This window comes from Erythrobacter sp. A6_0 (assembly GCF_017744235.1).
Taxonomy (GTDB): Bacteria; Pseudomonadota; Alphaproteobacteria; order Sphingomonadales; family Sphingomonadaceae; genus Qipengyuania.
This window is the reverse complement of record NZ_JAGHQR010000001.1, coordinates 209,507-228,549: the sequence shown is the minus strand read 5'-3', so window position 1 is coordinate 228,549 and position 19,043 is coordinate 209,507. Positions and strand designations below refer to the sequence as shown.

The window sequence follows — 19,043 nt, the reverse complement described above, 5'->3', positions numbered from 1 at the left end:
GTGCGGATCACGCCGCCAGCTTTTCGCCCGTCAGAGTGATGCGGTGCATTTCGCGCGCGTGGCCTTGATAATCGTTCAGCGCATTGTGCCAGGTGGTGCGATTGTCCCAGATCGCGACCGTGCCCGGCTCCCACACGACGCGCGCGTGGTGGTCCGGATTGCGCGCTTCGGCGAAGAGACGTTCCAGCAGCGGGAGACTGTCTTCGCGGCTGCGCCCGACGATGGTGACGGTGAAGGACGGATTGACGTAGAGCAGCTTTCGCCCGGTCCGGGGATGGCGCACCACGACCGGGTGAGTCGCGCCGGTCTGAAGATCCTGGCCGCGTAACTCACCGCCGATATCGGTCCGGGCATAAATTCCGCCCTCCTTGTAGACATGGTCTGCGGTGTGGAACGCTTCCAAGTCTTCGATCTCGCGCTTGGTATCCTCGTCCAGCGCATCGTAGGCCGCGCCCATATGGGCGAACAGTGTGTCGCCTCCTTTCGGCGGAAGCGTGCGCGCGACCAGGATCGATCCCATGGCCGGAACCTGATCGTAGCTGTGATCGGTGTGCCAGGCACCGCCGATATTGGTCTGCTGTTCGGCAGCCTTTCGCACCACCGCGATTTCGGGATGAGTGTCCGTAAGCGGGAAATAATTGTTGATGTCGATCCCGCCCCAGCGCTTCGCCAGATCGATGTGCTGTTCGGGCGAGAGAGACTGGCCGCGAAACACCGCCACACCATGTTCGAACACCGCTTGCCGAATCGCATCGAGCGTTTCGCCCTCCGCTTCGGCCAGCTGGACATCGTGGACGGTCACGCCGCATTCGGGCGCCAACGGTTCGCTTCGCAGGATGGTGGACATGGTCTCTCTCCCCACATCCACGCGAATATACCCTATTGCCGGAGGTCGGCAAAGCAGGGCGACCGCATTCGCGAAGGACAGCCGGTTGCCAATTTGCAGACCCGGTGCTAGTCGCGCGCCAGCCTGGCCGGGGTGGCAATAGCCCACTCGACACGGCCGGCGTTTCGCATCGGTATTTTTTCCGTCACCCGAGAGGACGAGAGCGCGTGGAGACTTCCGCCGGTATACAGGCAAGCCTAGCAGGGCGCTATGCGTCCGCCCTGTTCGATCTGGCGAGCGAGAGCGGGACCGTGACTGCGGTCGAATCGGATCTCGACAAGATCGAGGCCGGCCTTTCCGAATCGTCCGAACTGGCGATGCTGACCACCAGCCCCAAAGTGTCGCGCGATGCCGCGAACAAGGCGCTATGGGGCGTGTCCGCGATCATGGGCCTGTCGGAACTGACCCAGAATTTCCTCGGCACGCTGGCGCAGAACCGCCGCCTGTCGAAACTGCCCGCCATCATCCGGTCGTTCCGCGCCATCGCCGCTGCCCAGCGCGGCGAAGTCAGCGCCGAAGTCGCCAGCGCGCACGCCCTCACCGACACGCAGCTCGACCAGTTGAAGGCCAAGCTGACCGCTCGCGAAGGTCGCACCGTCAAGCTTACGACCAAGGTTGACCCCGAGCTGCTCGGCGGCCTTGTCGTCACCATCGGATCGAAGCGGATCGACGGCTCGATCCGCACCCGTCTCAATTCGCTTTCCCAGGCAATGAAGGCCTAAAGGACTTACATCATGGATATCCGCGCCGCAGAAATCTCCAAGGTCATCAAGGACCAGATCGCCAATTTCGGCACCGAAGCCGAAGTCAGCGAAGTCGGCACCGTGCTGTCGGTGGGTGACGGGATCGCCCGCATCCACGGCCTCGACAAGGTGCAGGCCGGCGAGATGATCGAATTCGCCAACGGCGTGCAGGGCATGGCCCTGAACCTGGAAGCCGACAATGTCGGCGCGGTGATCTTCGGGTCGGACAACGACATCAAGGAAGGCGACAGCGTCAAGCGCACGCAGACCATCGTCGACGTGCCGGTGGGCAAGGCCCTGCTCGGCCGCGTCGTGGACGCGCTCGGCAATCCGATCGACGGCAAAGGCCCGATCGCGACGACCGAACGCCGCCTCGTTGAACAGAAGGCTCCGGGCATCATCCCGCGTGAATCCGTTTCGGAACCGGTCCAGTCGGGCCTCAAGGCGATCGACGCGCTCGTTCCCGTCGGCCGTGGCCAGCGCGAGCTGATCATCGGCGATCGTCAGACCGGCAAGAGCGCGGTGGCGATCGACACCTTCATCAACCAGCGCGAAAACAACCAGTCGGACGACGAAAAGAAGAAGCTCTACTGCATCTACGTCGCCGTCGGTCAGAAGCGTTCGACGGTCGCGCAGATCGTCAAGTCGCTCGAAGAAAACGGCGCGATGGACTACACGATCGTGGTCGCCGCGACCGCGTCGGAGCCCGCTCCGCTACAGTATCTTGCGCCCTATACCGGCGCCGCGATGGGGGAATTCTTCCGCGACAACGGCATGCACGCCGTGATCGTGTATGACGACCTTTCCAAGCAGGCCGTCGCCTATCGCCAGATGTCGCTGTTGCTGCGCCGTCCGCCGGGCCGCGAAGCCTATCCGGGCGACGTGTTCTACCTCCACAGCCGCCTGCTCGAGCGTGCGGCCAAGATGAACGAGAGCGAAGGCGGTGGCTCGCTGACCGCGCTGCCGATCATCGAAACGCAGGCGGGCGACGTTTCGGCCTATATTCCCACCAACGTGATCTCGATCACGGACGGGCAGATCTTTCTCGAAACGGACCTGTTCTATCAGGGTATCCGCCCGGCCATCAACGTCGGCCTGTCGGTCAGCCGCGTCGGCGGTGCCGCGCAGACCAAGGCGATGAAGAAGGTCGCCGGCTCGATGAAGCTCGACCTTGCGCAGTACCGCGAAATGGCAGCCTTCGCGCAGTTCGGTTCGGACCTCGACGCCGCAACGCAGAAGCTGCTCAACCGCGGTGCGCGCCTGACCGAGCTTCTGAAGCAGCGCCAGTTCTCGCCCATGCCTGTGGAAGAACAGGTCGTTTCGATCTATGCGGGCACCAACGGCTATCTCGACACAATCGAGACCAACCGCGTGACCGAATACGAAGCCGCCATGCTGAGCTATATGCGCAGCGAGCATGCCGACGTGCTGGAAACGATTCGCACCACCGGCAAGTTCGAAGACGACACGAAGAGTAAGGTGGTGAGCGCGCTCGACACCTTCGCTAAGCAGTTCGCCTGATCGCCGAATGAGTTATACCGTCTTCGCCACGATCCCGGTCAAAAAGGAGCACATGGACGCCGCGTGCAACGCCGTGGCTGCCATCGTTCCCGCGACCCGTGGCGAAGAAGGGTGCATCGCGTTCGAACCGCGCCGTGCAGCTGACGGTTCGAGCACGATTATGATTTTCGAAGAGTGGGCGGATCGCGATGCTTTCGATTTCCACCATGCTCAGGATTATACGAAAGACGTTTTCGCCAAATATGAGAACTGGCTGCAATCCGCGCCGGAACTCGTGGAAGTAAAAGCGCTGGAAGGCTGAACTCAGGACATGGCAAGCCTCAAGGAACTCAAGGGCCGGATCAACTCGGTCAAGTCGACCCAGAAGATCACCAAGGCCAAGCAGATGGTCGCAGCGGCCAAGCTGCGCCGTGCGCAGGCTGCGGCCGAAGCGGCGCGCCCCTATTCGGAGCGGCTGGCGGGCGTCATGGCCAGCCTCGCCTCGCGCATTTCGGGCGGCTCCGCCCCGCGCCTGCTGGCAGGCACGGGCATGGACAAGCGTCATCTGTTGGTCGTGGTCAACACCGACAAGGGATTGTGCGGCGGTCTCAACGCCAACATCGTCAAGGCCGCCAAGGTCAAGGCGCGCGCGCTTCTCAACGAAGGCAAGGACGTGCAGTTCTACCTCGTCGGCAAGAAGGGCCGCGCGCCGATCAAGCGCGACTATGCCGACCGGATCGAAAAGCATTTCGACACGTCCGAGGTCCGCACCCCCGGTTTCGACGAAGCCGAAGCGATCGCCGACGATCTGATCGAACGGTTCGAGAAGGGCGAATTCGACGTCGCGCACCTCGTCTATCCGGTGTTCCAGAGCGCTCTGGTGCAGGATCCGACGGTCGACCAGCTGATCCCCGTCCCCTCGATCGAGAGCGACGCGCCGAAATCCGGCGATGCCGTGGTCGAATACGAGCCGGACGAGGAAGGCATTCTCGAGGAATTGCTGCCCCGTTACGTCAAGACGCAGCTGTTCGGCGCGCTGCTCGAGCGCGAGGCGAGCGAACAGGGCGCCTCGATGACCGCGATGGACAATGCCACGCGCAATGCGGGCGATCTGATCAAGGATCTGACCATCCAGTACAACCGCAGCCGTCAGGCCGCGATTACAACCGAACTGATCGAAATCATCGCCGGGGCGGAAGCGCTGTGATCGCGATCCGCGCCTCGCTTGCCCGCGGCGCCGCAGCGCTCGCTTTCGCGGCGTACGGTTTGTCGGCCTGCGCCGAGCCGGTCGAGGATGAACCGGTGGAGGCTTATGCGACCGGAACACTCGACGATCTCGGTGAGACCGATCCTGCCGCGCAGGTCGTCGGTGCGGATGGCAATGTGCCCAGCATTGCGGAAGTCCAGCTGGCGCTCGCACAGTGCCAGGAAGCGCCCGAAGTCGTCGAAGCGCAATGCACTGCCGAAGCCGATGGCACCTCGTTCACCTGCCGTTACACGCTCGATGGCGATACGCCTGAAACGGAGCGGCAATCGATCATTGCCGCTCGCGGTGATGGATACGCTCTCGTCGATATCCCTGAAGATTGTACGGTCGAATAAGCGACCTTTCCCCCCTCACCCGTTTCCCTAGGATTTGATACCTGTGAAAAAGTTCGCTCTGCTTCTTCCCCTCGCCCTCCTCGCCGCCTGTGGTGAAGAGCCCGCGCCGCAGCCGGTTGACGAAGCCGCTGCGCCGGTTGCAGAGGCGGCCCCTTCGCTGCCCGCGCCCGATCAGGCTCTCTTCACTGCGAAATACGCCGAAGCCTGCCCCGAGGAAGAAGCCGTCAACACCGCAGTGTGCAAGCGCGCCGGGCTGGGCTCGGAAGACGTCATCTGCGAATTCGGCCTCGGCGAGGACGAGTATCTCCGCAATTCCGCGACCCTTACCGCCGGCGACGGCGACTGGGCCTTCGCAGAACCGGACAATGTCTGCGTCGGCTGACGCGCCCCGTTCAAGCATTTCAGGACCAAGTCAGGATAGACATCATGGCCACCGCACCCGTACTCAACCAGTCGCCTAACGGCACGATTTCCCAGGTCATCGGCGCCGTCGTCGACGTCGCTTTCGAAAGCGAACTGCCGCCGATCCTGACCGCGCTCGAAACGAAGAACGGCTCCAACACGCTGGTTCTCGAAGTCGCCCAGCACCTCGGCGAAAACACCGTGCGTACCATCGCGATGGACGGGACGGACGGGCTCGTGCGCGGGCAGGAAGTCATCAACACCGGCGCGCAGATCAGCGTTCCGGTCGGCCCGAAGACGCTGGGCCGCATCATGAACGTGGTCGGCGAAGCGATCGACGAGCGCGGCCCCATCGGCGCCGATCAGACCGCTCCGATCCACGCCGAAGCTCCGCTGTTCGTCGACCAGTCGACCGAAGCGGCCATTCTCGTCACCGGCATCAAGGTCATCGACCTTCTCGCTCCCTATGCCAAGGGCGGCAAGATCGGCCTGTTCGGCGGCGCAGGCGTCGGCAAGACCGTTCTGATCCAGGAACTGATCAACAACATCGCCAAGGGCCATGGCGGCGTGTCCGTGTTCGCGGGCGTGGGCGAGCGCACCCGCGAGGGTAACGATCTCTATCACGAATTCCTCGACGCGGGCGTCATCGCCAAGGATGCGGACGGAAACGCGATCTCGGAAGGCTCCAAGGTGGCGCTGGTCTTCGGCCAGATGAACGAGCCGCCGGGCGCGCGCGCCCGCGTTGCCCTGTCGGGCCTGACCATGGCGGAATATTTCCGCGATCAGGAAGGCCAGGACGTGCTCTTCTTCGTCGACAACATCTTCCGCTTCACGCAGGCGGGCTCGGAAGTGTCGGCACTGCTCGGCCGTATTCCTTCGGCGGTGGGCTATCAGCCGACGCTGGCGACCGACATGGGCAACCTTCAGGAGCGCATCACCTCCACGAACAAGGGCTCGATCACTTCGGTGCAGGCGATTTACGTCCCCGCGGACGATTTGACCGACCCGGCGCCCGCCACCTCCTTCGCTCACTTGGACGCGACCACCACGCTGAACCGCGCGATTTCCGAACTCGGCATCTATCCGGCTGTCGATCCGCTCGATTCGACCAGCCGCGTGCTCGAACCGCGCGTCGTGGGTCAGGAGCATTACGAGACGGCCCGCCGCGTCCAGGAAACGCTGCAGAAGTACAAGTCGCTTCAGGACATCATCGCCATTCTCGGCATGGACGAGCTGTCGGAAGAGGACAAACTGACGGTCGCGCGTGCGCGCAAGATTCAGAAGTTCCTCAGCCAGCCCTTCCACGTCGCGGAAGTCTTCACCAACATTCCGGGCCAGTTCGTGCAGCTCGAAGACACGGTGAAGAGCTTCAAGGCAGTGGTCGACGGCGAATACGATCACCTTCCCGAAGCCGCCTTCTATATGGTCGGCGGCATCGATCAGGCGGTCGAAAAGGCCAAGAAGCTCGCGGAAGACGCGTAAGCGATAACCCTCCCCCTATTCGCGGGGAGAAAACTCAGAGAGAGGGGCCGCGCTTGGCCCCTCTCGACTGCGACTGGCGGGCAAGCTCGCAAGTCGCGTTGTCTCTCCTCTTAATGGGGAGAGAGATGTGAGGAACAGATGGCACTGCATTTCGAACTCGTGACCCCCGCCAAGCTCGTCCGTTCGGAGGAGGTGCATATGGTCGTCGTGCCCGGAACCGAGGGCGAGTTCGGCGTGCTCGAAGGCCATGCGCCCTTCATGTCCACGATCCGCGATGGCGCGGTACAGGTCTACAAGACCGAAGGCGGCACGCCCGAGAGCATAGAAGTGCGCGGCGGCTTTGCCGAAGTGGGCGAAAAGGGCCTGACCGTTCTGGCCGAACACGTCGAGGGCTGATCCAGTCCTAAGGGCGGTGCACACCGCTCCTTAACCATGATCGGGCATGGCGGCGGACGATGTCCGCGCCGCAAGCCCTTCCTCTTGCTACCCATCGCACAAAGAGCGAGGCTCGTTGGCTGGCGCCCTTGGTGCTGGCGCTCGCCGTCGTCGCGACACGTGCGATCTGGCTTGGTGATCCGGCGGCGGATTACGACGAGCAGCTCTATTCGCTGATCGGTCTACGCTGGCTCGACGGGGCGCTGCCCTATGCCGATCTGTGGGACCGCAAACCCGCAGGGCTATTCGCGCTGTTCGCCATGGCGCACGCGGTCGGCGGACCGTCACCGGTCGCGTATCAAGTGCTGGCGATGGCGTTCACCCTTGCGGGCAGCCTGTCGATATACGAGCTCGCCCGGCCGCTCGCCGATCGCTGGGGGGCGCTGCTGGCGGGGATCGCCTACCCGCTGATGCTGCCGCTTTATGGGAGCCATGCCGGGCAGAGCGAGGTGTTCTTCCTGCCGCTTCTTCTGGGCGCGCTCTATCTCGTGACGAGCGATCGCGAGCACCTTTCTTTTAGGCGAGCTGCATGGGCCATGTTGCTCGGCGGTCTGGCCCTTCAGTTGAAGTATACGGCCCTCCCCGCTTGCCTGGCGCTTGGAGGGCTCGCTCTTCTGCGCTTCCATCGCCAAGGCGTTCAACTTGACGGCCTGCCAAAACCCGCCCTCCTTTTCGCCGCGATCGGGATTGCGCCCACCGTGCTGGCTTATGCGATCTTCGCGGCTTTGGGAGCCGGTGACGCATTTTGGTGGGCCAATTTCGGCTCCTTCTTCCTGCGCGAGGGCGCGGGGCGCTGGCGCGGCGAACTGCCGATTGCCATGCTCCCGATCCTCGTCCCCGCCCTGCTCGGCCTGTGGGCGGCGGTACGGCTTGCTCCGCCACGCGATCCGATGCTTTATGCCAGCTATGCGCTGTTCGCTGTCGGACTGGTCGGGACGGTGTTCCTGCCGGGGACGGTGTATCTCTATTATCTGGCCGCGCTGGTGCCGGCGGCCATAGTGCTGGCCCTGCCCCTGTTCGCATCCCCGGCGCCGCTTGCACGGGTCTCGGTCCTCATGCTTTTCGGCTTCTATGCGCTGTTCTATGTCGGGCTCGATCAGGCGGGGAAGAGCGCGGATCGGCGCGCGAGCGTGGCGCATCTGTCGCGGGCGATCGCGCCGTTCGTCGATCGCGACAGCGAATGCCTGTGGATCTTCGACGGGCCGAGCGTTCTCTACACCACCGCCGACAGCTGCATCGCGACGCGCTTCGTCTATCCCGATCACTTGAACAACGCGCTGGAAACGGACGCGCTCGGCGTGGATCAGACAGGAGAGGTCGCGCGTGTCCTCGCGACCCAGCCCTCCGTCATCGTGACTGCAAGCGACCCGTTGACGCGGCAAAACGAAACGGCGGGGCAATTGGTTCGCAACGCGCTGCAAAGCGATTACGAGCCGCTCGCAAGTGCTAAATTGGGTGAACGAACCATCCGGGCCTGGCGCCGCCGCTGACGCCCGATTTGCGGCCCGGCCGGGTCAGTCCTTCTTCGCCGCTTTCTTCTTTCGCATCGCGTCGTGGAACCGGTCGGCCCAGCCCGGTTTCACGATCTGCTCGCCGCGCACCATGCGCAGATCCCCATCGGCCACATCGCTCGTCACCGCGCTGCCCGCGGCCACGATGGCGTCCCGCCCGATCCGCACCGGCGCGATCAGTGCGCTGTTCGATCCGATGAAGGCACCTTCGCCGATCACGGTGCGATATTTGAAATAGCCATCGTAATTGCAGGTGATCGTGCCCGCGCCAATATTGGCGCGCGCGCCCACCTCCGCGTCGCCCAGATAGGTCAGGTGGCTGGCCTTGGCACCTTCGCCCAGATGGGCGTTCTTCATCTCGACGAAATTGCCGACGAAGCTGTCCTTCGCCATGACCGCGCCGGGCCGCAAGCGGGCATAGGGGCCGACTTGCGCGTCCTCACCGATCGACGCGCCTTCGAGATGGCTGAAGCTCTTGATGTGCGCGCCATCCGCCACGGTGACGCCGGGGCCGAACACGACATTGGGATCGACCGTGACGTCGCGACCCAATTGCGTGTCCCAGCTGAAGAACACGGTCTCGGGCGCGCGCAGCGTTACGCCTTCGGCCATCCAGTGCGCCCGCTGCTCCGCCTGCCAGAGCGCTTCGGCGGCGGCGAGTTCGCCGCGCGAATTGATGCCGGCAACCTCGCCCGGATCGGCCGTGGTGACGGCGGCGCAAACGTCCCCGTCCGATATCGCGATATTGACGATGTCGGGGAGGTAGTATTCGCCCTGCGCATTGTCGTTGCCGACGCGGTCGAGCAGCGCGAACATATCCTCTGCCCGCGCCGCCATCAGGCCCGAATTGCACAAGCGGCAGGTGCGCTCGTCATCGCTCGCATCCTTGAATTCGACCATCTTCGCGATCCGGCCCGCATCGTCGGCGATCACGCGGCCATAGGCCAGCGCGTCGTCCGGTTCGAATCCGAGCACGACGACTTTCGGCGCATCCTCGGCATGGAGGCGATCGAGCATGGCCTGCATGGTCTCGCCGCGCACGAAGGGGACATCGCCGTAAAGGACCAGCACGTCGCCCTTGAAGCCCGCCAGCCGCTCCTGCGCCTGCTGGACCGCGTGGCCGGTGCCGAGTTGGGGTTCCTGAAGGCAGGTCTGCGCCGTATCGCCCAGCGCACCTTCGACCTGCTCGCGCCCTGCGCCGACCACCACGACCTGCTTCTTCGGGCCCAGCGCCTCCACGCTCGCCATCAGATGCTTCAGCATCGGGCGCCCGGCGATGGGATGGAGGACCTTGTGCAGCGCGCTCTTCATGCGCGTGCCCTTGCCTGCGGCGAGGATGATGGCGGCGAATTCGTGTTGGCTCATACTGGGCGCCTTGCCACGACAAGCTTGCGGTTTGAAGGCGTATCCTGCACCCATCCGCGCCATGAGCGATTTTCCCTTCGACATCGTGTGCTTCGACCTCGACGGCACTCTCCTCGAAACCCACCGCGATCTCGGCACGGCAGTCAATCACGCGCTGACGCTGGGCGGGTTCGCGACGGTCCCGATCGACAATGCGAAGGATCTGATCGGCGGCGGCGCGAAGGCGATGCTGAGTCAGGCGGTGGACGCCCAGAGCAAGGCGGAAGGCGGGCTCGACAGAGACGAGTTCAAGCGCCTCTACAAAGCGATGCTGGCCTATTACGGAGATCATTACGCGGTCCACACCCGTCCCTATCCGGGCGTAATCGAAACTCTCGATAGGCTGACCAAACGCGGGGCGCGCCTCGCCGTCGTCACAAACAAGTTCGAGGATTTCGCGCGCGGCGTCCTGACGGAACTGGACCTTATCGATCGCTTCGAATGTGTGATCGGTGGAGACAGCCTCGGCAAAGGCGAGGATGGACAATATCGCGCCAAGCCGCTGCCCGATCCCATCGTGGCCGCGCGGGACCGCTGCGGCGGCGGATCGCTGATCTATATCGGCGACAGCAGTTACGACCGCGATGCGGCGCGTGCGGCGGACGTGCCCTTCATCGCCGCCTGCTACGGCTATTGCGATCTGAGCGAGGATGATTTCAAAGCGGATGCGCTGATCCATCAGATGGACGAGCTGATCCCGGCGATCGAGGCGCTCTGAGGCGCGATTCGCGCAAAAATAGGCTCTCGAAGCTCGTCCCGCCCCTACGGCATCGCGCCCTGCCGTGCGGCCTGTTGCCAGCAAGCGGCGCACATGGCATTCCGCTTCCCAGATTGACCTTAACGTAAACGAGAACGGAGAGCCGCATGAGCATCGATTTCAAGGACAAGGTAGCCATCGTCACTGGCGCAGGCGGCGGTTTGGGCCGCGAATACGCGCTCGAGCTCGCCAAGCGCGGCGCCAAGGTGGTCGTCAACGATCTGGGCGGATCGCGTGACGGCACCGGCACGTCCGACGCGGCGGCCAAGGTGGTCGAGGAAATCGAAAAGGCGGGCGGCGAAGCGATCGCCAACGGCGCATCGGTCACCGAATACGATCAGATGGAAAAGATGATCGCCGACGCCAAGCAGAAATGGGGCGGTGTCCACGTCCTCATCAACAATGCGGGCGTGCTGCGCGACAAGAGCTTCGCCAAGATGGAACCGGCGGATTTCGACTTCGTCGTGAAGGTCCACCTTCTGGGCAGCGCCAACGCCACCAAAGCGGCGTGGGAAACCATGCGCGAGCAGGCCTATGGCCGCGTGCTGATGACCGCGAGTTCCACCGGCCTGTTCGGCAATTTCGGCCAGGCCAATTACGGCGCGGCCAAGCTCGGCCTCGCAGGTCTCACCAAGACGCTCTATCTCGAAGGCGCGAAGTATAACATCAAGGTCAACACGCTCAGCCCCGTCGCGGGCACGCGCATGACGGAAGATCTGTTCCCCGAACAGGCCTTCGAACTGTTCGATCCGGTGAACGTGGTTCCCGCCGCGCTCTTCCTCGTCAGCGAAGATGCGCCGACCAACGCCATCGTCGGCGCGGGTGCGGGCGGTTTCCACAGCGCCTGGACCGTGATGAACGACGCGGTGTGGCTGCCCGAAGAGCAGCGCACGGTCGAAGGCTTTGCCGAAAACTGGGACAAGATCAGCGACTTCTCTAACCTGAAGGCACCGCAGAGCGGTTCCGAACAGTCGGGCGCGATCCTGACCGCGATGCAGAAGGTCACCGGCACCGGGCCGAGCTCGGCACGCGGCTGACACGACGATCCTCAGGCGTATTGACTGAATAACACACCGGACGTAGTATCCGCCCTTCAACAGGGTAGGAGCCGTCCGGTGTATTCAGAAGAGGACATCAATTCCGCCGTCAGTGCCGGGGCGCTTAGCGCCGATGCGGCGGCTGCGTTCCGCGCGCATATGACGCAGATTCGCGACATGCCGCGCGGTGACGAAGAGAATTTCCGGCTGATCAACAGCTTCAACGACATCTTCGTGGCGATCGGCGTGGTCATCATGCTGGTCGCGGCAGGCGCGATCGGGCAGGCGATCGCGAGTGCCATGGCGCCGATGACGGATATCTGGACGCTTGGCTCCAATGTCGAACCGACCGAAGCCGAGATCGCAGCCTGGTCTGCCGCATCCGAATGGCGCAGCGCGCTCACGACCCTGTTTGCCGGGGCCCTGATCGCCGCGACTGCCTGGCCGCTCTCCGAATTCTTCACCCGCCGCCGCCGCATGGCGCTGCCCAGCATCATCCTGCTGCTGGCTTTCGTCGGTGGATGTTTCGCCGCCGCGATGGGCATCGGGCTGTCTCTTGGCGCGATGGACAATGAAAGCACCGGCGCGTTGTTCGTGGCCGGGGCTGGCCTGCTGGCCGCGGGAGCTGCATGGCTCCACTGGAAGCGGTTCATGGTGCCGATCACTGTCGCCGCCGGTGCAGCTGCCGCCGCCGTTACGGTGATCGCGCTGATCGTCTCGCTGCTCTACGGCCCGCTCGGACTGAACGAAGAAACGGTCGGCGACACCCTGCTGACACTGACCTTCCTGATGGGTCTCGGCGTCTTCGCCTTCGCGATGCGCTGGGACATGTCGGACCGTGAACGCACCACGCGCCGCAGCGATGTCGCCTTCTGGCTGCACCTGCTCGCAGCGCCCATGATCGCGCATCCGGTGTTCTATTCGCTCGGCGTAATGGAGGGTGGCGATCGGGTCGGCGTCGGTTCCGCAATCGGCGTGCTGGCGATCTATGTCCTGTTCGGCCTCGTCGCGCTGGCGATCGACCGGCGGGCGCTGCTGGTTTCCGCTCTCGCCTATGTCCTCGTGGCGCTGGCTTTCCTGTTCGACCGTTTCGGTGCGGTTGAGCTGACCTTCGCGCTGACCGCGCTGGTGATCGGATCCGCCCTGCTCAGCCTGTCGGCCTTCTGGACGCCGATCCGCAACAAGGTGGTCGCGGGATTGCCCAATGGGTGGCAGGCGCGCGTGCCGGTGGCGGGTGTCGTCGCTGGATAGAAAAAGGGGCCGGGGTCTTCGGACCTCGGCCTTTTCTCGAACGAAGCTTACGTATCGACGGCTTTCATAAGCCGCCGCTCCATCGGCGCGAGCACGCCAGCCAATTCATGGCCGCGTTTCAGCACTTGGCCGTGCTCTCCGAATAAAGTCCACATGCCCTGCCGCTGGCGCAGCGAGGGCCGCTTTTCCACGCGGGCCTGAGGCTTTTCAGCGGCGCGGCGAAAGGCGGCGAAGCTGGCGAAATCGCGCGTGAAATCCATCGCGTAATCGCGCCATTCCCCTGCCGCGACCATCCGGCCATACAGGTCGAGAATGCGCGTCAACTCTTCACGCGTGAAGCCGACCTGATCGGCATTGCGCGCAGGAAATGGCAAGACTGCCCCGCCTGATCCACCGCTCGGCTGCATCAGTTTGTCGATCCGCTCCGCTTGGCGTCCGCAATGTCGGAAGCTTCGGGCGTCGATATCTTGCGAAGCGCTTCCAGCTCGGCGCGCATTTCCGTCAGCTGCTGCTCCAGCGCCTCGAACCGGCGCATGTCGGGCTCGCACGGTTCCTCGCACGGTGTGCCGTAGGGCATGAATTCGCGCATATAGGTTTCGACCGGCACCAGCGTGCTGCGCGCCTTGAAGCCGATCATCGTCGCGCCTTCGGGCACGTCGTCGGTGACGACCGCATTGGCGCCGATCCGCGCGCGCTCGCCCACCGTGATCGGGCCTATCACCTGCGCGCCCGATCCGATGATGACATTGTCCATGATGGTCGGGTGGCGCTTGCCCCCGATCCCATTGGTCGGATTGGTCCCACCCAAAGTCACGTTCTGGTAAATCGTCACGTCGTTGCCGATCACCGCCGTCTCGCCGATCACGGTAAAGCCGTGGTCGATGAAGAAATTGCGTCCGATCTTCGCGCCCGGATGAATGTCGATCGCGGTCAGGAAGCGACTGAAATGATTCACGAACCGGGCAAGGAAATGCAATTCGGCTTCGAACAGCCAATGCGCGATGCGGTGCCAGAACACCGCCCAGACGCCCGGATAGGTGAGGATTTCCCAGCGGCTGCGCGGCGCGGGATCGCGCGCGCGGATGGAGTCGAGATAGGCGGTCAGCCGGTCGAACATGACGCAGGATTCTCCCACCAATCGCGTATCAAAGCAAGCGCCCCTGCTCCGGCCCCTGGACCGCTTCGAGCGCATCGCGCCATACCGACATGGTGGCGGGCAGTTTGCGTTCAAGGGAAATACGGTCGATTTCCGCCACCACCCTCTCGATCGCGGCATGGCTGCGGGTGACGCGCGGGACGAGGTAATCCGCCGCCGCAGGCGCGAGTTGCAGGCCGCGCTGCTCCGCATGCGCCAGGATAAGCTCGCCCGCCATGACGTCGTCCGGCGGGGCGATTGCAAGCTGGATTGATCCGCCCAGGCGCGAGCGCAGATCCGGCAGGTCGATCCTCCATCCATCCGCATCGCTGACGAGGAGCAGTGGGCGGCCATCCTCCTGCGCGCGGTTCCAGCGGTGGAACAACGCCGTTTCATCCCAGCGGTCCGCCCCGTCGATCGCCTCTCCATGCCCGGACGACGCGAACCAGCGCGCCAGCAGCGTCTTGCCCGAGCGTGGCGGCCCCACCAGAACGGCCGTGCGATAGGGCCAGTCCGATGGCTCGGCCAATGCGGCGATGGCGGCTCGATTCGCACCACCCACCACGATCCGCACCGCCCGATCGGGATCGGCGACGGAAAGCGGAAGAGCGATCTGAGACACGGGAATGGCGGTCGCGACGATGCGCCTAGCGGCTGACGGACAGCGCGTTGTTCGCCTGCCGGACCGTGAAGCCCTGGCTGCGCAGAGCGGCGGCGAGCTGGTCGATCGAACCTTCGAAGCCGACCGTCAGGACCGACGTGCCGCCGATCGCCGTGCTGCGGATCCCGGCGGTGCGAACGCCCGAAGCGCCGCGCACCTGCGCAACGCCTGCGTTGAATGCGTCGGCATCGGGCGTAGCGATCTGGACTGTGTAGAGCCCGACAGAGCCCGGCGGGGGCGGATTGTCGATCGGCGCGGACGTTACGCTCGAGCCCGGTTCGGCCTGCTGGTTCTCGCGCGTAGCGCGCGCCGCGGCCGCCGCTGCCCGCTCACGCTCGGCCTCGGCCCGGCCCAGATCGATCAAGCGCTGGATCGCCGGATCGATCTCCAGATCGCCGAGGTCCAGCGTGGGATCGGGCGCCAGCCGCCCATTGGCGAGCGCCTGTTCGAAGATCGCGTCGAAGCGGACCACGGCCTTTTCCAGCATCGCGGGCAATTGTTCGGGATTGGCGGCCGTCATCCGGAATCCGGCGAGATAGACATTGTCCGGTCCATGGCGCGCCGTGAACGTGCCTTCGATCGGTCCGCCGGGATAGGTGTATCGCAGGTCCGCGATCGGCACGAGAACGTCCGATGCGCTGAACTGATCTAGCACGGTGCGCCACCAGATTCGGCTTCGACGCCCGATCTGCCCGTAAGTGACCAGCAGCGAATCGCCACCCGATCCCGCCGGACGGACATAGTCGATCCGGCTAGACCCCGATTGATATTCGGCCCAGGCGCGCTGCCAGGGATTGCGCATCTCGTAGACCAGCTCCGTCCCGGCGGAAAACGTCACCGGTACCAGCAGCATCGGCGCGGACCGGCGCGCCTGTTCGGTGCCGCCAAGATAGGCATTGGCGCGCTGCCGGTCGAAAATGACGCCCAGCCGCGCGATATAGCGGCGCGGACCCAATTGCTCGCGTTCGATCACGATCGCCGAAACGAGACCGGCTATCTGCGAATCCGACAATTCCGGGCCCTTCAGCCGCTCCCACGCCTTGCGCTGTGCCTGCTCCCAGCCGTTAGCGCGCGCTTCGTCGCTGCTCTTGCCGGTGGCGTCGACTTCGATCCCCGTGACCGAAATGTCACTCGAGGCCGCGACTGGAGCGATGCCGCGCTCGCCCCCCACCTGCGCCCAGACCGCCGCTGCAAGCAGGACAAGCGCCGCCAACCCGGCGAAAATGGGGAGCGGACGGCGCAGCGCAGGAAGGGATGGGATCAAGTGCATGGGGGAAACCGCGCGCCTTTTGCCCAATGGCTTATGGAAATCCAAGCGCGAATGCGTATGGCAGGCGCCATGCAGGAAAAGAATTCGTCCTATACCTATTCCGATGCGGGGGTTTCGATCGCCGCAGGCAATGCGCTGGTCAAGGCAATCGGGCCGCTGGTGAAGGCCACTGCGCGCCCCGGCGCCGATGGCGAAATTGGCGGGTTCGGCGGCTTCTTCGACCCCAAGGCTGCAGGATACACCGATCCGCTGCTGGTCGCCGCGAATGACGGTGTCGGCACCAAGCTGAAGCTCGCCATCGATCATGACCGGCACGATTCGGTCGGCGTGGATCTCGTCGCGATGTGCGTGAACGATCTGATCGTCCAGGGGGCGGAGCCGCTGTTCTTCCTCGATTATTTCGCCACCGGCAGGCTGGAAAACGGCATTGCCGAGCGCGTGATCGCAGGCATTGCCGAAGGCTGCAAAATGGCGGGCTGCGCGCTGATCGGGGGCGAGACGGCGGAAATGCCGGGCATGTACCAACCGGGGGATTACGATCTCGCAGGCTTCTGCGTCGGCGCGGTGGAGCGTGGCGAACAGCTGACGGGCGAGCGCGTTCGGCCCGGCCATGTCCTGCTCGGCCTCGCCAGTTCGGGCGTGCATTCCAATGGCTATTCGCTCGTCAGGAAGCTTGCGGCGGACAAGGGCTGGAAGCTCGACCGCCCGGCCCTGTTCGATTCCGACCGCCTGCTGATCGATGCTCTGATCGAGCCGACCCGGATTTACGTGAAGAACCTGCTTCCCCTCGTACGCGACGGGCTGATCGACGCGATGGCGCATATCACCGGCGGGGGGCTGCTCGAAAATATTCCGCGCGTCTTGCCCAAGGGCGCGCATGCGATGGTCGATGCCGGTCTGTGGGATCAGCCGCGCCTGATGGCCTTTCTCCAGGCGCAGGGCGCGATCGAACCGGAGGAAATGGCCCGCACCTTCAATTGCGGCGTCGGCATGGTGCTCGCCGTCGAGCCCGCGCAGGCCGAGATGGTCCGCACGCGGATTGAAGAGGCGGGCGATACGGTGCTGGCGGTGGGCGAGATCGTTGAAGGCGAGCGCGGCTGCACCGTGCGCGGCGCGGCGGGCGTCTGGTCCGCGCGCGCCGATTGGGAAGCCGTGCATAATGCCTGAAACCGCCCTGCAACGGGCGCGCGTCGCGGTTTTCGTCTCGGGTCGCGGAAGCAATATGGCGGCGCTGCTCTATGCCAGCCGCCTGGATGGCGCGCCTTACGAAATCGCGCTGGTGGCCAGCAACGATCCGGATGCGGAAGCGCTTGCTTTGGCCGAGGCGGAGGGAATCGCGACCTTCGCCCTCTCGCACAAAGGCATGGCGCGCGAGGACCATGATGCCGCGATGGAAGATGCGGCCCGCAAGGCAGGGGCCGATCACATCGCGCTCGCCGGTTATATGCGCATTCTGACCCCGGCTTTCGTGCGGCGCTGGAAGGGGCGAATGCTCAATATCCATCCCTCGCTGCTGCCGAAATACACCGGTCTCGACACCCATGCCCGCGCCATCGCGGCGGGCGACACGCATGGCGGCGTGTCGGTCCATCTGGTGACCGAGGAACTCGATGCGGGCGAAGTGCTGGGACGGATCGCGATCGCCATCCGTCCGGGCGAGACCGCCGAGAGTCTCGCCGAGCGAGTACGCATCGCCGAACATCAGCTTTATCCGCGCATCCTCGCCGAGCATGTGCTGCGGCATGCCGGGACCTGCGCGACCGTCTGATGCCGCCCCGCCCTCACCCCCTCTGCGTGTCGCGCACCGCCACGCTGGCCAACCGCGCGATCGCCGGCATGTGGGAACGCGGGCTGACCGTGCAGCCGCCGCTCGATCCGGATTTCCTGTGGGCGAAAGGCAGCGAGGGTTTTGCGCCCGACGACGAGATATCGATCCGCGCGCCCGAGGATGTGGCCGATTTCCGTGCCCGGCTGGAGGCGCTGTGCCACTCGCTGCGCGAAGAAGCGCAGCTCAACGCGCTGGGCCACACCATGGCCTATGGCCAGATCGTCGCCGCCATCGAGAAGCGCCATGCGCTGGGCCGCTTGTGGCGCGAACGGCCCGATTTCGCGGAAACGCCGATTGCGCCACCGATCGCCGTGGTCGGCCAGATGCGCGCGGGCACCACGCGAGTCCACCGCCTGCTTGCCGCCGATCCGCGCCATGCGGGGACGCGGTTCTGCAATGCGGTCGATCCGGTGCCTCCCGCAGGCAATGTTTTCGACTGGCGTCCGCTCAAACTGCGCGCGGGCCTCGCCATAGCACGGCTCGTCAATCCGTGGCTCGACAGCCAGCACCCCTTCGGACCCACCCGCGCGGACGAGGAATTGGGCTGGCTGACCACCGCGCTCGACGTGTGCGCCTTCGAAGCGCAATGGCGCATCCCCGGCTATGTCGCCTTCAGCGAGGCGCGCGATGCAGCCCCGCTCTATCGCGAATTCGCCCGCATCCTGCGCACCGATGCCGCGATGATGGGCAATGCGGACCGGCCCAGAGTGCTAAAATGTCCGAAGTTCGCCGAAGATATCCCCGCGCTGCTAGCCGAGCTTCCGGGCACGCGGCTGGTAGTCACCAGGCGAGAGCCGGACGATGTGCTGGCAAGTTCGGTGTCGCTGGTGGCGGCGCAGTCCGCCTTCCAGAGCGCGGAGCTGTCGCTTGAGAAGATCCGGCAGGAATGGGCTCGCAAGCTGGCGCTGCGCGAAGAGCGGATGGCCGCAGCGCTCGCCGATTTCACAGGCCCTCTGGCCTGCGTCGATTTCGCAGCATTGGGGCGCGACTGGCAGAGCGAGATCGCGCAGATCTACGCCGCGCTCGGCCTGACGCTGACCGACGAGGCGCTAGAGGGCATGGGCGCCGAACAGGCCCGTGCCGCGAACGGCGCGCATCACGCGCACCGTTCGCAGATCGCGGGCTTTTCGGCGTCCTAA

The 19,043-nt window shown here is 64.6% G+C and carries 21 protein-coding genes; 15 read left to right on the top strand and 6 right to left on the bottom strand.

Annotated features, from left to right (window positions below):
- Positions 1 to 7: 7 nt before the first annotated feature.
- A complete protein-coding gene (locus J7347_RS01220; RefSeq protein WP_209160552.1) occupies positions 8 to 847 on the bottom strand; it encodes a TauD/TfdA family dioxygenase in 840 nt (279 codons plus the stop codon).
- 206 nt (positions 848 to 1,053) lie between these two features.
- Here J7347_RS01220 and J7347_RS01215 point away from each other — a divergent pair, with 206 nt between their 5' ends.
- The 9 genes from J7347_RS01215 to J7347_RS01175 all read left to right on the top strand — a co-directional run bounded on the left by J7347_RS01215 (position 1,054) and on the right by J7347_RS01175 (position 8,540).
- Positions 1,054 to 1,608: a F0F1 ATP synthase subunit delta gene (locus J7347_RS01215; protein WP_209160551.1), complete on the top strand. Its 555-nt coding sequence runs from the start codon at positions 1,054 to 1,056 to the stop codon at positions 1,606 to 1,608.
- A gap of 12 nt (positions 1,609 to 1,620) precedes the next feature.
- On the top strand, positions 1,621 to 3,150 hold the full coding sequence (atpA, locus tag J7347_RS01210) for a F0F1 ATP synthase subunit alpha (RefSeq protein WP_209160550.1): 1,530 nt from the start codon (positions 1,621 to 1,623) through the stop codon (positions 3,148 to 3,150).
- Between the two features lie 7 nt (positions 3,151 to 3,157).
- Positions 3,158 to 3,451 (top strand): putative quinol monooxygenase, encoded by a 294-nt coding sequence (locus J7347_RS01205; protein WP_067678500.1) that lies wholly within the window; start codon positions 3,158 to 3,160, stop codon positions 3,449 to 3,451.
- 9 nt (positions 3,452 to 3,460) lie between these two features.
- Positions 3,461 to 4,336: a F0F1 ATP synthase subunit gamma gene (locus J7347_RS01200; RefSeq protein ID WP_067678502.1), complete on the top strand. Its 876-nt coding sequence runs from the start codon at positions 3,461 to 3,463 to the stop codon at positions 4,334 to 4,336.
- A complete protein-coding gene (locus J7347_RS01195; RefSeq protein WP_209160549.1) occupies positions 4,333 to 4,731 on the top strand; it encodes a hypothetical protein in 399 nt (132 codons plus the stop codon). The genes J7347_RS01200 and J7347_RS01195 overlap by 4 nt, the downstream gene beginning before the upstream one ends.
- Positions 4,732 to 4,774: 43 nt before the next feature.
- Complete coding sequence (locus J7347_RS01190; protein WP_348521531.1) at positions 4,775 to 5,113, top strand: hypothetical protein; 339 nt, start codon at positions 4,775 to 4,777, stop codon at positions 5,111 to 5,113.
- Between the two features lie 44 nt (positions 5,114 to 5,157).
- On the top strand, positions 5,158 to 6,615 hold the full coding sequence (gene atpD / locus J7347_RS01185) for a F0F1 ATP synthase subunit beta (protein WP_067678508.1): 1,458 nt from the start codon (positions 5,158 to 5,160) through the stop codon (positions 6,613 to 6,615).
- A 138-nt stretch (positions 6,616 to 6,753) separates the two neighbouring features.
- On the top strand, positions 6,754 to 7,011 hold the full coding sequence (locus tag J7347_RS01180; protein WP_209160548.1) for an ATP synthase F1 subunit epsilon: 258 nt from the start codon (positions 6,754 to 6,756) through the stop codon (positions 7,009 to 7,011).
- A gap of 59 nt (positions 7,012 to 7,070) precedes the next feature.
- A complete protein-coding gene (locus J7347_RS01175; protein WP_209160547.1) occupies positions 7,071 to 8,540 on the top strand; it encodes a glycosyltransferase family 39 protein in 1,470 nt (489 codons plus the stop codon).
- A 24-nt stretch (positions 8,541 to 8,564) separates the two neighbouring features.
- Here the strand turns inward: J7347_RS01175 and glmU are convergent, their stop codons facing one another.
- On the bottom strand, positions 8,565 to 9,926 hold the full coding sequence (gene glmU, locus J7347_RS01170) for a bifunctional UDP-N-acetylglucosamine diphosphorylase/glucosamine-1-phosphate N-acetyltransferase GlmU (protein ID WP_209160546.1): 1,362 nt from the start codon (positions 9,924 to 9,926) through the stop codon (positions 8,565 to 8,567).
- Positions 9,927 to 9,987: 61 nt separating this feature from the next.
- Here glmU and J7347_RS01165 point away from each other — a divergent pair, with 61 nt between their 5' ends.
- The 3 genes from J7347_RS01165 to J7347_RS01155 all read left to right on the top strand — a co-directional run bounded on the left by J7347_RS01165 (position 9,988) and on the right by J7347_RS01155 (position 13,010).
- Positions 9,988 to 10,683 (top strand): HAD hydrolase-like protein, encoded by a 696-nt coding sequence (locus tag J7347_RS01165; protein WP_209160545.1) that lies wholly within the window; start codon positions 9,988 to 9,990, stop codon positions 10,681 to 10,683.
- Between the two features lie 146 nt (positions 10,684 to 10,829).
- Positions 10,830 to 11,759 carry an SDR family NAD(P)-dependent oxidoreductase gene (locus tag J7347_RS01160; RefSeq protein WP_067678520.1) on the top strand — a complete coding sequence of 310 codons (930 nt, stop codon included), beginning with the start codon at positions 10,830 to 10,832 and terminating at the stop codon, positions 11,757 to 11,759.
- 78 nt (positions 11,760 to 11,837) lie between these two features.
- The gene (locus J7347_RS01155) at positions 11,838 to 13,010 is read left to right on the top strand and encodes a hypothetical protein (RefSeq protein ID WP_209160544.1); all 1,173 of its coding nucleotides are present in this window, start codon (positions 11,838 to 11,840) and stop codon (positions 13,008 to 13,010) included.
- 47 nt (positions 13,011 to 13,057) lie between these two features.
- On the opposite strand, the gene J7347_RS01150 is transcribed toward J7347_RS01155, so the two are convergent.
- The 4 genes from J7347_RS01150 to J7347_RS01135 are packed head-to-tail and all read right to left on the bottom strand — an operon-like array spanning position 13,058 to position 16,076.
- Positions 13,058 to 13,417, bottom strand: coding sequence for a DUF2794 domain-containing protein (locus J7347_RS01150; protein ID WP_209160543.1), 360 nt, complete (start codon positions 13,415 to 13,417; stop codon positions 13,058 to 13,060).
- Positions 13,417 to 14,127, bottom strand: coding sequence for a serine O-acetyltransferase EpsC (gene epsC, locus J7347_RS01145; protein WP_067678525.1), 711 nt, complete (start codon positions 14,125 to 14,127; stop codon positions 13,417 to 13,419). Before epsC ends, J7347_RS01150 begins: the two co-directional genes overlap by 1 nt.
- Positions 14,128 to 14,155: 28 nt before the next feature.
- Complete coding sequence (locus tag J7347_RS01140; protein WP_209160542.1) at positions 14,156 to 14,767, bottom strand: DnaA/Hda family protein; 612 nt, start codon at positions 14,765 to 14,767, stop codon at positions 14,156 to 14,158.
- Positions 14,768 to 14,792: 25 nt separating this feature from the next.
- On the bottom strand, positions 14,793 to 16,076 hold the full coding sequence (locus J7347_RS01135) for a hypothetical protein (protein ID WP_067678533.1): 1,284 nt from the start codon (positions 16,074 to 16,076) through the stop codon (positions 14,793 to 14,795).
- A gap of 69 nt (positions 16,077 to 16,145) precedes the next feature.
- On the opposite strand from J7347_RS01135, the gene purM reads away from it, so the two are divergent.
- Genes purM through J7347_RS01120 form a run of 3 tightly spaced genes read left to right on the top strand, consistent with a single transcriptional unit; the run spans position 16,146 to position 19,043 of the window.
- Positions 16,146 to 17,243, top strand: coding sequence for a phosphoribosylformylglycinamidine cyclo-ligase (gene purM / locus J7347_RS01130; protein ID WP_209161165.1), 1,098 nt, complete (start codon positions 16,146 to 16,148; stop codon positions 17,241 to 17,243).
- Positions 17,236 to 17,844 carry a phosphoribosylglycinamide formyltransferase gene (purN, locus tag J7347_RS01125; protein ID WP_209160541.1) on the top strand — a complete coding sequence of 203 codons (609 nt, stop codon included), beginning with the start codon at positions 17,236 to 17,238 and terminating at the stop codon, positions 17,842 to 17,844. Before purM ends, purN begins: the two co-directional genes overlap by 8 nt.
- Positions 17,844 to 19,043, top strand: a complete 1,200-nt coding sequence (locus J7347_RS01120) for a sulfotransferase (RefSeq protein WP_209160540.1) — start codon at positions 17,844 to 17,846, stop codon at positions 19,041 to 19,043. Before purN ends, J7347_RS01120 begins: the two co-directional genes overlap by 1 nt.

Excerpts from the sequence above, each read along its gene's own strand:
- atpD (WP_067678508.1), top strand. The coding sequence starts at position 5,158 with ATGGCCACCGCACCCGTACTCAACCAGTCGCCTAACGGCACGATTTCC.
- epsC (WP_067678525.1), bottom strand. The coding sequence starts at position 14,127 with ATGTTCGACCGGCTGACCGCCTATCTCGACTCCATCCGCGCGCGCGAT.
- J7347_RS01175 (WP_209160547.1), top strand. The coding sequence starts at position 7,071 with ATGTCCGCGCCGCAAGCCCTTCCTCTTGCTACCCATCGCACAAAGAGC.
- purN (WP_209160541.1), top strand. The coding sequence starts at position 17,236 with ATGCCTGAAACCGCCCTGCAACGGGCGCGCGTCGCGGTTTTCGTCTCG.
- J7347_RS01200 (WP_067678502.1), top strand. The coding sequence starts at position 3,461 with ATGGCAAGCCTCAAGGAACTCAAGGGCCGGATCAACTCGGTCAAGTCG.
- J7347_RS01160 (WP_067678520.1), top strand. The coding sequence starts at position 10,830 with ATGAGCATCGATTTCAAGGACAAGGTAGCCATCGTCACTGGCGCAGGC.
- purM (WP_209161165.1), top strand. The coding sequence starts at position 16,146 with ATGCAGGAAAAGAATTCGTCCTATACCTATTCCGATGCGGGGGTTTCG.
- glmU (WP_209160546.1), bottom strand. The coding sequence starts at position 9,926 with ATGAGCCAACACGAATTCGCCGCCATCATCCTCGCCGCAGGCAAGGGC.
- J7347_RS01150 (WP_209160543.1), bottom strand. The coding sequence starts at position 13,417 with ATGCAGCCGAGCGGTGGATCAGGCGGGGCAGTCTTGCCATTTCCTGCG.
- atpA (WP_209160550.1), top strand. The coding sequence starts at position 1,621 with ATGGATATCCGCGCCGCAGAAATCTCCAAGGTCATCAAGGACCAGATC.
- J7347_RS01120 (WP_209160540.1), top strand. The coding sequence starts at position 17,844 with ATGCCGCCCCGCCCTCACCCCCTCTGCGTGTCGCGCACCGCCACGCTG.
- J7347_RS01180 (WP_209160548.1), top strand. The coding sequence starts at position 6,754 with ATGGCACTGCATTTCGAACTCGTGACCCCCGCCAAGCTCGTCCGTTCG.
- J7347_RS01135 (WP_067678533.1), bottom strand. The coding sequence starts at position 16,076 with ATGCACTTGATCCCATCCCTTCCTGCGCTGCGCCGTCCGCTCCCCATT.
- J7347_RS01205 (WP_067678500.1), top strand. The coding sequence starts at position 3,158 with ATGAGTTATACCGTCTTCGCCACGATCCCGGTCAAAAAGGAGCACATG.
- J7347_RS01165 (WP_209160545.1), top strand. The coding sequence starts at position 9,988 with ATGAGCGATTTTCCCTTCGACATCGTGTGCTTCGACCTCGACGGCACT.
- J7347_RS01220 (WP_209160552.1), bottom strand. The coding sequence starts at position 847 with ATGTCCACCATCCTGCGAAGCGAACCGTTGGCGCCCGAATGCGGCGTG.